This is a genomic window from Embleya sp. NPDC059237, assembly GCF_042754105.1.
Lineage (GTDB): Bacteria > Actinomycetota > Actinomycetes > Streptomycetales > Streptomycetaceae > Embleya.
Map to the genome: position 1 here is coordinate 816657 of NZ_JBHZAE010000002.1, position 14703 is coordinate 831359.

The window sequence follows — 14703 nt, forward strand, 5'->3', positions numbered from 1 at the left end:
CGTGCCCGGTGCGCCGCGTGCGCTCAGTCCTCGTCCGGCACCAGGACGGGCGTGTCCCGCTTGAGCACCTCGCCCCGGAAGAACGCCGGGCTCTCGATCCGGCGGATCTCCATCAGCACCACGCCCAGCACCAGCAGGCCCACGCCGATGATGAACACGCTGCCCACGCCCAGGACCCGGTTGCCGTCGCCGTAGTTCGGGTCGGCCACGTCGACCAGCGTCTTGACGAAGATCGCGCCCAGCATCAGTCCGCCGAGGGCCGGCATGACGCCCTTGACCATCGCCTCGCGCACGCTGCGCGACAGGTCCTTGCGGAAGTACCACACGCAGGAGAACGCGGTCAGCGAGTAGTAGAAACAGATCATCAGGCCGAGCGCATAGATCGTATCGGTGAGCACGTTCTCCGACAGGATCGTCATCACCGTGTAGAACGCGCCGGTCGCGACGCCCGCGGTGATGGTGGCGAACCCCGGCGTCTTGTACCGGGGATGCACCCGCGAGAACACCTTCGGCACCGCCTGGTAGGTGCTCATCGACAGCAGGGTGCGGGCGACCGGGATGAAGGTGGTCTGGAGGCTGGCCACCGAACTGGCCAGAACCGCGACGAACATCAGCACGCCGAGCCCCGAACCCATCACCGGATCGGCCAGTTTCGCGAAGATGTTGTCGTCCTCGTCGTTGTTCAGGCCCAGTCCCGTGGTCCCGGTGCCCGCGTACATCAGCGTGGCGACGCCGGTCGTCAGGTAGGCCACCACGATGCACAACACCGAGATGATCGCGGCCCGACCCGGAACCTTGGGCCCGCCGGCGGTCTCCTCGTTGATGCTCAGCGCGGTGTCCCAACCCCAGTACATGAAGATCGACAACGACAGGCCCGCGGTCAGCGCGGCGAAGCTGCCGATGCTGAACGGGTTGAACCAGTCGAAGGAGAACGGGATCGAGGTGGGCACGTCGCCCGCGCCGGCCTTGCCGATGGCCATCACGACGAACAGGGCGAGCACCGCGAGTTGGAGCGCGACGAGCACGTATTGGACCCGCTTGGTCACCGTCATGCCGCGGTAGCTGATCGCGGTGGCGGTGGCGATGAAGGCCAGACAGGTGGGCACGTGGACGAGCTTGTTGTCGTCCAGGTCGCGGATCCGGTCGCTGTCGAACGCCTCACCCAGCGCGAGGTAGAAGAACGACGTGCCGATGCCGGCCAGGTTGGACAGCACGATGATGGTGGCCATCACCAGGCCCCAGCCGCACATCCAACCCACGCGCGGACCGAACGCCTTGACCGTCCAGGTGAAGGACGTGCCGGCGTCCGGAACGGCCTTGCTGAGTTCGCGGTACGCGAAGGCGACGAGCAACATCGGCACGAAGCCGACCAGGAAGATCGCCGGCATGTGGGTGCCGACCTGGTTGACCGTGGGCCCGAGCGCGCCGGTGAGCGTGTACACCGGCGCCACCGTGGAGATGGCGACGACCACGCTGCCCAGCAGGCCGATGGAATTTCTGCTCAGCCCCTTGTCCTGGAGATCGGACTCCGGCAGGTAGTGCGACTCCCCTACCAGGTGGTGCTGGTGCTTATCGCCCCTTTGGCGCACGTGCTCATGACTCACAAGTGAACAGACTAAGTCAGGATGAAACGACTTTTGACCAAAGGGGTCGGGAACGATCGCACGAGTCGTTCATGTCACTCGTTGGGGCTTTCGGGCGGAGCTGTCGGGCGGGGCCGGCGGGCGCTATCGCCGAGCATCCCGGCCAGCAGTTCGGCGATTCCGGTACGGATGTCGGCGCGGGAGGGGGGTGTGGCCCAGCCCGAGCCGGCGATCGCGTCGAACATCACCCCTTCGCACCACGCGACCAGGAATCGGCCGTGCCGCGCGGGTTCGGGCGAGCCGAGCGCGGCCACCATCGCGACGGCCGCCTCCCGGAACGCGACCCCGGCGCTGTCGTACATCCCGCGCAACTCGGGACGCCGGGTCGCCTCCAAGGCCAGTTCGTAGCGGGCGATCTTCTGCGCACGCCCCTCGCGGATGGCCTCGCTCACGATCGTGGCGGCCATGTCGGCGACCCCGTCCACGTCGCGGGGCAGCGCGGGCGGCAGGTCGCCGTCGGCCAGCGCAGGGGCGAACTCCCCCGCCTCCAGGACGGTCATCCGGGCCAGCGCCACCTCCAGGAGCGCGACGCGCGTGCGCGCGTAGTAGGAGGTGGACCCGGCCGGCAGCCCGGCGGCCTCGTCGACCGCGCGATGGGTCAGCCCGCGCATGCCGCGCTCGACGAGCAGGCGGATCGCGGTGTCGCCGATCAGCACGAGGCGGTCGGGACGGTCGGGGCTGCGCTTGGTGGTGGTCGTCACGGGGGCAGCCTAGCGATTTCGCTACAGCTGTAGAGATCAATCCGCTACAGGTGTAGAGATTCGGGCCACTACAGCTGTAGAGTCATGGCCAGGTCCTCTACACCTGTAGTGGGCATCAGGCAGTCGACGCAGTCGACACCCACCGACCTCGGGGGAAACCATGTCCGTCATCAAGCCCGAAGCGATCGTCGTCGGCGCCGGCCCCGGCGGGCTCGCCGCCGCCGGCGCGCTGCACCGGAAGGGGTGGTCCGTGGTGGTCCTGGAGCGCTCCGCCACGCTGGAGCCGATCGGGGCCGCGATCGCGATCGCGCCGAACGGGCTGCGCGCCCTGGACACCATCGACGCGGGTGTGCCGCTGCGCGCGCTCGCCGCGATCCGGGGCGCCGCGACGTTGCGCCGGCCGGACGGGCGGGTGCTCGCGCCGACCAGCGGGGAGGCGTTCACCGCGCGGTTCGGCGAGCCGATGGTGCTCGCGGCGCGAGCCGAGTTGATGCGGGTGCTGCTCGCGAGGCTGCCGGCCGAGGCGCTGCGGACCGGGACGACCGTGCTCACCGTGACCCCGGGGGACGCGGATCGGCGCGCGACGGTGACCACCGCGGACGAGACGCTGACCGCCGACCTGGTGGTCGCCGCCGACGGGATCCGGTCGCCGATCCGGCAGGCGGTATTCCCCGAGCACCCCGGTCCGCGCTACGCCGGCTTCACCACGTGGCGGGCGATCGTCCCGGCCATGGACATCACACCGGGCGAGACCTGGGGACGCGGACTGGTCTTCGGGGCGATGCCGCTGGCCGACGGGCGGGTGTACTGGTACGCGACGGCGAACCGGCCGGCCGGCACCACGCACGGCGACGCGGCCGGGGAACGGGCCGAACTGCTGCGGCTGTACCGGGACTTCCACGCGCCCGTCGGCGACCTGATCGCCGCCGCGCCGGCCGAGCGCATCCTGCATCTGGACGTGCACGAGATGGCAACGCCGCTGCCGGCCCACCACCGGGGGCGAGTCGTGCTGATCGGCGACGCCGCGCACGCGATGACGCCGAATCTGGGCCAGGGCGGCAACCAGGCGCTGGAGGACGCGATCGAGTTGGCCGACGTACTCTCCGGGGTGAGCGCGACCGGGGTGGTCGACGCGCTGCCGGGATACAGCCGACGCCGGGTGGCCCGGACCTCGGCGGTGGTCCGGAAGTCGCGTCGGATCGGGGCGATGGCGCAGTGGCACGGGCGCGGCGCGGTCGCGGCGCGCGACACGCTCCTGCGGGTGGCCGGCCGGGTCGCGCCGGACGCGGCGTTGCGCCCGTTGGACCCGGTGCTCGCCTGGCGTCCGCCGACGGGGGCCGGCGCGTCACCGCGGGCCGAGGTCTGATCCGGGCCGGGCGGCCCGAGTGCGGCACCGATGTGGGTTCCGCCTTCGGGGCATGCGTCGTACATTCCGTACCGGCCGGCATGGAATGTACGACACACATTCCGTACCGGCCGGTATGGGGGGCTCGACGGAGGGGGCACGGTGACCATCGATCCGCAGCTGGTGGAGTTGTTGGGGGTCCTGCCGGACGACCTGTTCGTGGGGGACGCGGCGACCGCGCGGGCCACCATCGACGCCGGGGTCGCACTGCTGCCGGTACTGACCGAGGTGGCGCGGGTCGAGGATCGCACCGTCCCCGGCGCCGTCGACGCGCGGCCGGCGCGGGTGTACCGGCCGTCGGAGGAACCCGGGCTGCCGGTGACCCTGTTCTTCCACGGCGGCGGCTTCGTGATCGGCGGCCTGGACAGCCACGACGCGCTGGCCCGGCGGATCGCCCGACACGCGAACTGCGTGGTGGTGTCCCTGGATTACCGGCTCGCCCCCGAATTCCCCTTCCCCGCGGCGACCGAGGACGCGTTCGCCGCGTACCGGTGGCTGCTGGACCATGCCGGCGAACTGGGCGCCGATCCCACCCGGATCGCCCTCGCCGGGGACAGCGCGGGCGCCACGCTGTCCGCCACCGTGTGCCTCTTGGCCCGCGAACACGGGCTTCCACAACCGGCGTTGCAGATGCTCTGGTATCCGACGACCGGCGTCGCGGGCACCGCGTCGCAGGTCGAGAACGCCGACGCGCCGCTGCTCACCGCGGCCTCGATCGCGTGGTTCCTCGGCCACTACTTCGGCGACCGGAAGCCGGCCGACCTCGGTCCGTACGCCCGGATCGGCACCATCGAGGACCTGTCCGGCCTGGCTCCGGCGCATGTGGTGACCGCGGGCCACGATCCGCTGCGCGACGAAGGCGCCGACTACGCCGAGCGGTTGCGCGCGGCGGGCAACACCGTCGAGTACGAGTCGTTCGACGACATGGTGCACGGGTTCATGAGCTTCGTGGACCTGGTCCCCCGCTGCGAGGAGTGCGCGACGGGCTCGTTCGCGGCGCTGCACCGGGCGTTGCACCCCTGACCGGGCGGCGGCGCGGGCGCCTGCGGCGCGTGGCGCCCGGTCGCGCCGCTCAGCGGGACGGCAGGATCAGCAGTTCGTCCGTGCCGGGTCGGCGCAACACCTCGACCGGGTGGCCGTACAGGTCGGAGAGCACCGGCGCGGTGCACACCGCGTCCGGTACGCCGCACGCGACCAGGCGTCCGCCCGCGAGCAGCGCGATCCGGTCCGCGTAGGCGGCGGCGAGGTTGAGGTCGTGCAGCACGATCACCACCGCGTCGCCGAGCCGGGCCCGGGTGCGGGCCAGGCGCAGGACGTCCTCGGTGTGCCGGAGGTCGAGCGCGGCGGTGGGTTCGTCGAGGAACAGCACGGGCGCGCCCTGCGCCAGCACCCGGGCCAGCGAGACCCGGGCCCGCTCGCCGCCGGACAACGACGGGTAGCTGCGGTCGGCCAGGTGCGCCACGTCGGTCTGCGCCAGACAGCGCGCCACGATCGTGTCCTCGGACTCCTCGCTCGGCAGTCCCGCATGCGGCGCGCGGCCCATCCGGACCACCTCGTCCACGGTGAACGGGAAGGACAACGTCACGCTCTGCGGCAACACCCCTCGGCGCAGCGCCAGTTCCCGCTGCGCGTAGTCGGGCACCGGGCGGCCGGCGATGCGCACCGTGCCGTGGTGCGGGGTCAGGTCGCCGGTGAGCAGGCCGAGCAGGGTGGACTTGCCGGCGCCGTTGGGTCCCAGGACCGCGACGATCTCGCCGTGGCGCACGGTCAGCGAGACGCCGTCGACCAGGTTGCGGCCGCCGATGGCGAAGGTGACGTCTTCGGCCTCGACGCCGATCGTGCCGATCTCGGGGGTGCTCCGGTCGATCGCCGACCGGCTGCGGGCGAGCAGCCTCATCAGGCCCAACCTCCTTGCCGGGAACGGGTCCGGCGCAACAACCACAGGAAGAACGGGGCGCCGATCAGCGCGGTGAGCACGCCGAGCGGGACCTCCTTGGGCATCGCGACGGTGCGCGCCGCCAGGTCGGCGGCGACGGTGACCAGCGCGCCCAGGACCGCGCTCGCGGGCAGCAGCAGTCGGTGTCGGGGGCCGGCGATCAGGCGGATGATGTGCGGTACGACCAGGCCGACGAAGGTGATCACGCCGGCCGCGGCGACGGCCGCGCCGACCAGGGTCGCGCTCAGCACGACCACCACGACGCGTACCCGTTCGGTGTCCACGCCCAGGTGCCGGGCGCCGCGTTCGCCGAGGGCCATGATGTCGAGCGCGCGGGCGTACCGGGGCAGGATCAGCAGGCCGATCGCCGCGAAGGGGGCCAGTGCGCCGATGATCTTCCAGCTCGCGCCGCCGACGCTGCCCAGGTTCCAGAAGGTGATGCTGCGCAGTTCGGCGTCGTCGGCGACGAAGGTGAACAGGCCGATCGCGGCGCCCGCAAGGGCGTTGATCGCGATGCCGGTGAGCACCAGGGTGACCACTTCGGTGCGGCCGTCGGAGCGGGAGAGGAGGTAGACGAAGAGGGTGGTGAGCAGGCCGCCGATGAAGGCGAACGCGGTCACCGTCCAGGATCCGAAGGTGGACACGCCCAACACGATCGCGCCGACCGCGCCGAGCGCCGCGCCGGAGGAGACCCCGATCACGCCGGGTTCGGCCAGCGGGTTGCCGAACACGCCCTGCATCGCGGCTCCGGCGCAGCCCAGGCAGGCGCCGACCATGATGCCGAGCACGATGCGCGGGAAGCGGATGTTCCAGAGCACGGCCTCGTTGGCCTCGGACACGTGGCCGACGTCCAGGCCCAGGTGATGCAGCGCGGAGTAGAGCACCTGGTCGGAGGGGATCTCGAAGGCGCCCATGCCGGCCGAGACGATGCTCGTGGCCAGGAGGAGCAGTACGAGGGTGGGCATCAGCCAACGGCCGTGTCGGCGCGGCGCGGCCGGCACCGGGGCGGGCGTGCCGAGTTCGACCACGGGCGGGGGTTCGTTCGGCTCGCGGATGGGTTCTTGACGCTCCGTCACCGTGGCCACGGGCTCCCCTGGGTCTTCGCGTCGTGGGTCCTCGGGCGTCGGACGGGCGGGACGGGCCCGTCCGACACCCGGGGGGCGTGGACCTCGGGCCGGCCGACGCGGCCTGATCCACCAAGATCCGCCGGACAGGGCCTAGCCATGCAGGAGGTCGACGAGCTTGTTCAGCGCGACGCCCGCGGTCGGGCCGCCGCCGCCCAGTTCCAGGTCGTCCATCGCGACGACCTTGCGGTTCTGGCCGGCCGGGGTCTGCGCAACGCCGGGCAGCTTGAGCACGCCGTCGATGCCGCCGACGGACTCGAGGCCCTTTTGGAAGACGAGGATGACGTCGGGCTTGGCCGCGACCATCGCCTCCGGGGTGAGCGCGGCGGACATCTGTACGCCCAATTCGGTGCCGGCGTCGATGCCGCCGGCGGCGCTGATCATGCTGTCGGGGCCCAGGCCCTTGCCGCCGATCTGGTACAGGTTGGCCTGCCCGCGGATGTAGAGAAAGGCCACGCGCGGCTTGGTGGCGGCCTGTGCGCCCTTGGCCTTGGCGCCGGCGATCTCGCCGGCGGTGCGGTCGGCCAGCGCCTTGCCCCTGTCGGGCACGCCGAGCGCGGTGGCGACGGTGGTGATCCGGGTGATCGCATCCTCGGGCTTGCCGCTGTCCGGGACCAGCACGATCGGTATGCCGGCCGCCTTGAGCTGGTCGACCGCGCTGCGCGGGCCGACCGAGGCGCTGCCGATCGCGACGGTGGGCCGTTGGGCGAGGATGCCCTCGGGGTTGAGGCTGCGCGAATTGCCGAAGGTGGGCTTGCCCTTGCTCTCCGGCAGGACCGCGCCGGAGGTGTCCACGCCGACCACGTTCGAGGCCAGGCCGAGGGCGTAGACGGTCTGCGCGATGTCGCCGCCGAGCGGCACGATGCGGCTCGCGTCCTTGACGGTGACCTTGCCCATCGTGGTGTCCACGGTGGCGGGCAGCGCGGCGGCGGCCTGGTCGCCCTTGGCGGTCTTCGCGTCGGACTTCTTGTCGTCGTCGCCGCACGCCGTGGCGAACGCGATGATGGCGAGGACGACCGCGGCCGGCTTCAAGCTTGTTCGGCGCAGACGCATCCGGCGGCCTTTCGTGCACGGGGTGGGCCGACCCGGAGCCGGCGAAGTCAGGCAAGCCTTGCCTTCCTTCACCCGGCAATTTAAAGGTAAGGCTTGCCTAACTCAAGCCCGTGTCGGGTGGACAACGTCACACGAACCCCCCGCCCCACCCACGATTCACCCACCGCTCACCCGGCCGCGCGGCGGGCGCGCCAGTCCCGGCTGTGTCGGCGGATCTCGGCCGCGGAGAAGTTCTCGTGGTCCTCGCCCCACGCGGTGACGCCGTCGAAGGTCCACTCGGTGAGGCCGTTGACGGTGAACAGATTCGGGTTCAGGAAGAAGCCGAGGCGGTTGTACAGCCGCCCCTCGGCGCGCAGTTCGCGACCGAGCGTGTCGACGCCGGTCAGTACCACCCGGGTCGCCCAGCCGGTGGCGTCGTCCCGCTCGACCACCTCGCGGCAGCCCCGGGCCAGCTTCGCCCAGGTGCCGTCGCGCAGTAGATAGCCGTGGATCGACACGCACCCCTGGCCGAAGTCCATGGTGATGCTGTGGAAGGCGTCGTGTTCGGACGCGGTGGCATAGCTGTATCCGCCGCGCCGGGCGGGCGATTGCATCAGACCGGGGCCGAACTGGGAGCGCGGACCCCACGAACGGTCCCGGAAGCCGTAGGAGTCGACCGGGATCTCCTCGCCGCGCAGCACCACCGTGCCGGTGTAGCGGCCGGGCTGGTCGAGGTGCTTCTCGCCCAGGTAGTGCGGCGGCAGCAGGCCGGTGAAGGTGAGGTCGACGTGGATCTCGTCGCCGCCGTCGGGATCGTCGTAGCCGACCTCGTACACCCGCTGCGGCTCCACGCAGCGCACCCGGAAGCCGTTCGGCAGGCGCAGGTCGGTCAGGTCCTGGTCGGGGATCGGCAGATGCCAGAAGTTCTTGGCGTAGACCGCGTCGTGCGGGTGCTGTCCGCTGTCGTCCCAGAAGTACGCGCCGCCCGCCGCGACCCCCTGGTTCGCCCGGAAGAACGGGTACAACTGCCCGGACAACCGCTTGTGCGGCACGGTGAAGGTGAACCAGGAGGTCTCCGACCAGTACGGGTCGTCGCCGGTCGGCGGGTGGAACCTGTCGTCGGGGTGGTGAGTGGTCATGGCCAACGGGTACTACGGGTACTTGGCCGAGTCAATGAATGTTGGGCGTGACTTGGGGTTGGGCGCGACTTGAGGGCCGGGGGCTACTTGAGCACGACCTCCGCCGTGAGCGGCCCGCTCCCCGACACCCGGTCGATCCGCGCGATGTGGCCGGCCGCGCGCAGGTCGGTCTCGATCGGCGTGATGCGGGCCAGTTCGTCGGCGTCGCCGGTGACGGTCAGCGCGGCCACCTCGGCGCGCATCGACACCTGGGCGGCGGACTTGGCCCGGCGCACCTCGGCGATCAGGCCGGACGCGACGCCGAGCAGAGCCCGGTCGGCCGCCGGCGGTGCGGCCGGGGCGGGCCAGGCCGCCCGGTGCACCGAGCCCTCCTGCCACCAGGACCACACCTCCTCGGTGGCGAACGGCAACACCGGCGCGAGCAGCCGCGTCAGCACCGACAGCGCGCCGGCCAGGGCGGCCCGGGCCGACGCGGCGCCCGCCTCGTCGCCGGCCTCGCCGTACGCGCGGGTCTTGACCAACTCGACGTAGTCGTCGCAGAAGTACCAGAAGAAACGCTCTGTCCGCTCCAGCGCCCGTGCGTAGTCGTAGTCCTCGAACGCCTCCCCCGCCGCCCGGGCCACCTCCGCCAACTCGGCGAGCAGCGCCAGGTCGAGCGGTTCGGTCACCGCCCCGGGCGTCTCGGCCGCGCCGATCGACAACACGAAGCGGGCCACGTTGAGCAGTTTGATCGCCAGCCGCCGGCCGACCTTCATCTGCCCGACGTCGAACGCGGTGTCCACGCCTGGCCGGCCGTTCGCCGCCCAGTAGCGCACCGCGTCGGAGCCGTGCTGCGCGAGCAGGTCGACCGGGGTGACCACGTTGCCCTTGGACTTGGACATCTTCTTGCGGTCCGGGTCCAGGATCCAGCCGGAGATCGCCGCGTGCGCGAACGGCAGGCTGTCGTGCTCCGCGTCGGCGCGCACCACGGAGGAGAACAGCCAGGTACGGATGATCTCGTGCGCCTGCGGCCGCAGGTCCATCGGGAAGACCCGGGCGAACAGGTCCTCGTCCCGACACCAGCCGCCCGCGATCTGCGGGGTCAGCGAGGACGTCGCCCACGTATCCATCACGTCCGGGTCGCCGACGAACCCGCCCGGCTCGCCGCGCTGTTGCTCGGTGTATCCCGGCGGCACGTCGGTGTACGGGTCGATCGGCAGGTCGGCCTCGGCGGGCGACAGCGGCTTGTCGTGGAGCGGCAGGCCGGCCTCGTCCAACGGGTACCACAGCGGCACCGGCACGCCGAAGAAGCGCTGCCGGCTGATCAGCCAGTCGCCGTTGAGGCCGTCGACCCAGTTGTCGTAGCGGACCTTCATGTGCGCGGGATGCCAGGCCAACTCGGCGCCCCGGGCAAGCAGTCGGCCGCGCAGATCGGCGTCGCGTCCGCCGTTGCGCAGATACCACTGCCGGGTGGTGACGATCTCGAGCGGCTTGTCGCCCTTCTCGTAGAACTTGACCGCGTGCGTGATCGGCTCGGGCTCGCCGACCAGTTCGCCGCTCTCGCGCAACATCGCCACGATCCGCTCGCGCGCGGTGAACACGGTGGCGCCGCCGAGGCGGGCGTACGCCTCGATCCCCTCGGGCCGCTCGATCCCGGCCGGCGGCTCGGCCCGGAGCCTGCCGTCCCAGTCGAGCACGGGCCGGGTTTCCAGGCGCAGTTCACGCCACCACGTGACGTCGGTGGTGTCTCCGAACGTGCACACCATGGCCAGCCCGGAGCCCTTCTCCGGATCGGCCAGCGGATGGGCGTACACCGGCACGGCGACGCCGAACAGCGGGGTGCGGGCACACGAGCCGAACAGGTGGGTGTAGCGGGTGTCGTCGGGGTGCGCGACCAGAGCCACGCACGCGGGCAACAACTCCGGCCGGGTGGTGACGATCTCCAGCGCGTCGCCGGTCGGGGCGCGGAAGGTCAGGCGGTGGTAGGCGCCGGGACGCTCCCGGTCCTCCAGCTCGGCCTGCGCCACGGCGGTGCGGAAGGTGACGTCCCACAGGGTGGGCGCCTCGGCCGGATACGCCTCGCCGCGGGCCAGGTTGCGCAGGAAGGCCCGCTGCGACGCGGTGCGCGAGACGGCGTCGATGGTCTGGTACGTCATCGACCAGTCGACGGACAGCCCGAGCAGTCGCCACAACTCCTCGAACGCACGCTCGTCCTGCCGGGTGAGTTCCTCGCACAGTTCGATGAAGTTGCGTCGGGAGACCGGGATCTGACGCTTCGCCGGCTGCGCGGGCGGCACGAAGTCCGGGTCGTACGGCAGCGCCGGGTCGCAGCGCACACCGAAGTGGTTCTGCACCCGTCGCTCGGTGGGCAGGCCGTTGTCGTCCCAGCCCATCGGGTAGAAGACCTCGCGCCCGCACATGCGGCGGTAGCGCGCGATGGCGTCGGTGTGCGTGTACGAGAAGACGTGGCCCACGTGCAGCGATCCGCTGACGGTCGGGGGTGGGGTGTCGATCGAGTAGACCTCGTCGCGGGTCCGGGTGCGATCGAAGCGGTATACGCCCGTCTCGTCCCAGACGCGCGACCATTTCGCTTCCAGCCCGTCGAGGGTGGGCTTGTCGGGCATGCGGGGGGAACCAGAGGCGGGAACCATGCCCCCGGAGCGTACCGGGCGAGGGGGCGGGGCTCTAACCGATTGTTCGTTTCGTGGTGGTGGGTCGCGGCGGGTCGCGGTGGGTCGCCCGGGGCGGGGCGGGGTGGGCCCGGCGAACGCCCCTCGGGGGGTCGGGTGTTCGCCGGGGCCGGTCGGGTGCTGCGGGTACGCGGGCGGATCGGTCAGGCGTCGGCGCGCAGTGCGGCGACGAACGCGGCCCAGGGCGCCCGGGTCAGGGTCAGCAGCCCGATCGCCGGGTCCTTGCTGTCGCGTACGTCGGTGCGGCCGTCCGGGTGCGGACGGATCTCGGTGCAGTCGCCGTTCTGCATGCTGTAGCTGCTCTTGACCCAAAGGGGTGAGTTCTCAGGCATCGGCACTCTTCCTACTCGGTTACTCGACTACTCGGCTGCTCGACTACTCGGTTATTCGGCTGCTCGGGTACCGGACTGCTCGGCTCTTCGGTCCGCGAGTCGGTGGGGCCGCGAGGGGGCTGCGAGGTGGTCGGTGCGCAGGACGATCGGCCTGCGAGTTCCTTGGCACTGGACGCGATGAAGGCCTCGGACTCGATGGGACTCAGCGCGATTCCCCGCAAGTCCGCGAAAACCTTGCCGTAGTGAGCGGTGTCCTGGGCTCTTTCCAGGTAGGCGTGGCTGGTGAAGTTCTCCAGCGAAACCACTTCCATCCCCGAGGGGGGAGGGAACCCGTAGATCGAGAACGGCGTGGGGCCGCCCGGATAGGCGCCTGCCGAAAAGGGTAGTACCTGCACGGTCACGTTCGAAAGTTGGGCAATTTCGATCAAGCGCAGGAGTTGCTCGCGCAACACCTGCCGGCCGCCTATCTCCTGGCGCAGCGCGGCCTCGCCGATGACCATCAACACCCGCATCGGCGCCGGTTCTTCACGGGTCAGCACGCGCTGCCGATCCAGCCGCACCCGGACCCGGGTCCGGCACTGTTCGTCGAGCGGTCCCACGGTGCCGCCGCGGATGACGGCGGTCGCGTACGCCTCGGTCTGGAACAGCCCCGGGATGATGCTGGGTTGGAAGCCCAAACAGGAGGCGACCTCGGCCTCCAGGCCGATCAGGTCGAGGAAGTCCTGCGGGAGTCGGTCGGCGAGGTCGCGCCACCAGCGCTGCCGCCGACCCTCGCGCGCCAGCGCCAACCAGCCCTCGCGCGTGGCCGGGTCGGCCACCTCGTACAGATCGAGCAACGCCTTGAGGTCCAGCGCCCGGATGCCGCTGCGGCCGGACTCGATCCGGCTCACCTTGGCGGGATGGCAGGAGAGGGCGTCGGCCACGTCCTCCAGGAGCAGCGCGCAATCCTCACGCAGCCGACGCAGGTTGGCACCCAGGACGCGCCTGCGCACCGTCGGGTACTGCTCGGCGCCCATGGTTCCTCCCGCTTTCGATCCGATCCGATCCCGATCCGCACCGACCACTGCCGTGTCTTTTCGCAATACTCAGGGCTTTTCTGCGGAATTCCGGGAGTTCGCCCCGAGGAGTGGGCGTCATGGTACTCATATCCGACACGATGCAAGTCGGGTGACTTGTTTGACTTGCACTTGATGCCCGTACCGAGGACGCTACTTACAGCGACCCGTCGAGCACCTGCCGAAGGGCTCGTGGGGGTCCGGTCGCGCCCGGGGCCGCGCCGGTGTCCCGAACCTTGGGAGGCGAGTAATCGTGCTGCGGGAGCAAGACGCCGGCGTGAATCAGGCCGGGATCGCGTGGATCAGTGCCGCCACCCGCGATCCGCGCGACACGCGGTACACCTGGCTGACCAACCCCGGCGCACGCCGCGCCGCGGACACCGGCCGGCTGTTCGACGCCGTGGTGGTGCGGGCCGATCTGGGCCGGGCGGTGCTGGCGCTGCTGGTCGCGGCGGGCGCGCCCGTGGGGACGGTGATCGCCGAGGAGCACGCGGGCAAGTGGGCGTACCTGGTCGGACCGGGCAGCGCGGAGGCCTGGCAGGGCGCGGTCGGCCCGGCGAAGGGCACCCGCTACCACTACGTGGGCCACGGCGGCTGCCTCACCCTCCCGGGGCCGCGCCCGCACCCGGGCTCGTCGATGACCTGGATCATCCGCCCCGGCCTCGGCACGAACCTGACCTGCGTCACCACGCTGGCCGACGCCTACCTGACCGCCGAGGCCGACACACCGAGGGCCTGTGCCTCCGGCGGGGCGTAGGCGAACGGGCACCGAATCGCGGGGAGGTGGGGGTGGTTCAGCCGGTGGGCGGGCGTGTCGGGTCGTGCTCGGGTGAAGCGGGTGTCGGTCGGGCGCAGTGCGACGCGGGGGCCGGCGGCGGCGACGATCACGTCCAGGCAGCGGGCCGGATCGGCGGCGTAGATGTTGCTGAACCAGGCCATGTTGGGCTCGACCACCACCCAGTGCTCCTCGGCGCTGTCCGCGGTGCCGGCCAGGCCGACGTCCAGGACCACCGCGCTCGGCAACCCCGCGCCGTGCTCGGCGAGCAGGTCGCGGGCGAAGGCGAACACTTCCCCGGCCCTGGGATCGTCGATCAGCGGCATCGGGTCGAGCCGGCCGAAGATCGCGTAGCGCGAGCCCGTATGCGGAACGCCGTCCAGCACGAACAGCCGGTACTCGACGACGCAGGTCCGGATCTCGGCGACCAGCACCGGTGTGGCGTCGGGAACACCGGCGGGCAACCGGGTGCCATCCGTGTACACGGCCGCCTCGAACGACTTGTCGCTGGGCGGCTTCACGAACGCGGGCACCCGCAACCGCCGTGCCTCACCCATCGTCGTCGCGGCGATCCCCCGCCGCGTCCACCGCTCCGGCAACGCGGTCAACCAGCCGTCCGCGGGCTCCAGAAGGGCCACGTCCAGGGATGCGGCAACGGTGTCACCGAACAGGGGCCCACCGTAGTAGGCCGCTACGCCCCGCAGATCGGGCAGGGGCCCGGTAAGCACGGCAACCGCCATCCCACGCGCCACGGCGACCTCGGCCAACAACGCGGCCGTGGTGGTGGATTGGGCGGAGAGCGCGAGGGTACCGGGCAAGATCGAGGACACGTACGCACGTTACTCCGGCCGGTGCCGACGGGCGGTTCGCGCGGCTCCGCCCTCCTGCGTGC

The 14703-nt window shown here is 71.3% G+C and carries 13 protein-coding genes; 3 read left to right on the top strand and 10 right to left on the bottom strand.

The genetic code is table 11. The features are described 5' to 3' along the window. Positions 1-23 precede the first annotated feature (23 nt). Positions 24-1556 carry an APC family permease gene (locus tag ACFXKZ_RS10350; protein ID WP_379998700.1) on the bottom strand — a complete coding sequence of 511 codons (1533 nt, stop codon included), beginning with the start codon at positions 1554-1556 and terminating at the stop codon, positions 24-26. Positions 1557-1678: 122 nt separating this feature from the next. Continuing rightward, entirely contained in the window at positions 1679-2344 is a 666-nt protein-coding gene (locus ACFXKZ_RS10355) for a TetR/AcrR family transcriptional regulator (RefSeq protein ID WP_379998548.1), read from the bottom strand. 160 nt (positions 2345-2504) lie between these two features. Here ACFXKZ_RS10355 and ACFXKZ_RS10360 point away from each other — a divergent pair, with 160 nt between their 5' ends. Then, positions 2505-3710: an FAD-dependent monooxygenase gene (locus ACFXKZ_RS10360; RefSeq protein ID WP_379998550.1), complete on the top strand. Its 1206-nt coding sequence runs from the start codon at positions 2505-2507 to the stop codon at positions 3708-3710. Positions 3711-3851: 141 nt separating this feature from the next. Continuing rightward, positions 3852-4772, top strand: coding sequence for an alpha/beta hydrolase (locus ACFXKZ_RS10365; protein WP_379998552.1), 921 nt, complete (start codon positions 3852-3854; stop codon positions 4770-4772). Between the two features lie 49 nt (positions 4773-4821). Here the strand turns inward: ACFXKZ_RS10365 and ACFXKZ_RS10370 are convergent, their stop codons facing one another. The 7 genes from ACFXKZ_RS10370 to ACFXKZ_RS10400 all read right to left on the bottom strand — a co-directional run bounded on the left by ACFXKZ_RS10370 (position 4822) and on the right by ACFXKZ_RS10400 (position 12997). Then, positions 4822-5646 (bottom strand): heme ABC transporter ATP-binding protein, encoded by an 825-nt coding sequence (locus ACFXKZ_RS10370; RefSeq protein WP_379998554.1) that lies wholly within the window; start codon positions 5644-5646, stop codon positions 4822-4824. Continuing rightward, positions 5646-6761, bottom strand: coding sequence for a FecCD family ABC transporter permease (locus tag ACFXKZ_RS10375; protein ID WP_379998702.1), 1116 nt, complete (start codon positions 6759-6761; stop codon positions 5646-5648). The genes ACFXKZ_RS10370 and ACFXKZ_RS10375 overlap by 1 nt, the downstream gene beginning before the upstream one ends. Before the next feature lie 141 nt (positions 6762-6902). Then, on the bottom strand, positions 6903-7841 hold the full coding sequence (locus ACFXKZ_RS10380) for a hemin ABC transporter substrate-binding protein (protein WP_379998556.1): 939 nt from the start codon (positions 7839-7841) through the stop codon (positions 6903-6905). A gap of 188 nt (positions 7842-8029) precedes the next feature. Next, a complete protein-coding gene (locus tag ACFXKZ_RS10385; protein WP_379998558.1) occupies positions 8030-8980 on the bottom strand; it encodes a hypothetical protein in 951 nt (316 codons plus the stop codon). Between the two features lie 83 nt (positions 8981-9063). Further along, complete coding sequence (valS, locus tag ACFXKZ_RS10390; protein WP_379998561.1) at positions 9064-11583, bottom strand: valine--tRNA ligase; 2520 nt, start codon at positions 11581-11583, stop codon at positions 9064-9066. A gap of 209 nt (positions 11584-11792) precedes the next feature. Continuing rightward, the gene (locus ACFXKZ_RS10395) at positions 11793-11981 is read right to left on the bottom strand and encodes a DUF397 domain-containing protein (RefSeq protein ID WP_379998563.1); all 189 of its coding nucleotides are present in this window, start codon (positions 11979-11981) and stop codon (positions 11793-11795) included. A gap of 11 nt (positions 11982-11992) precedes the next feature. Further along, the gene (locus ACFXKZ_RS10400) at positions 11993-12997 is read right to left on the bottom strand and encodes a helix-turn-helix domain-containing protein (protein ID WP_379998565.1); all 1005 of its coding nucleotides are present in this window, start codon (positions 12995-12997) and stop codon (positions 11993-11995) included. Positions 12998-13289: 292 nt separating this feature from the next. Here ACFXKZ_RS10400 and ACFXKZ_RS10405 point away from each other — a divergent pair, with 292 nt between their 5' ends. Beyond that, positions 13290-13793: a hypothetical protein gene (locus ACFXKZ_RS10405; protein ID WP_379998567.1), complete on the top strand. Its 504-nt coding sequence runs from the start codon at positions 13290-13292 to the stop codon at positions 13791-13793. Here the strand turns inward: ACFXKZ_RS10405 and ACFXKZ_RS10410 are convergent. Continuing rightward, positions 13739-14641, bottom strand: coding sequence for an ATP-grasp domain-containing protein (locus tag ACFXKZ_RS10410; RefSeq protein ID WP_379998569.1), 903 nt, complete (start codon positions 14639-14641; stop codon positions 13739-13741). The genes ACFXKZ_RS10405 and ACFXKZ_RS10410 overlap by 55 nt on opposite strands. Positions 14642-14703: the final 62 nt, after the last annotated feature.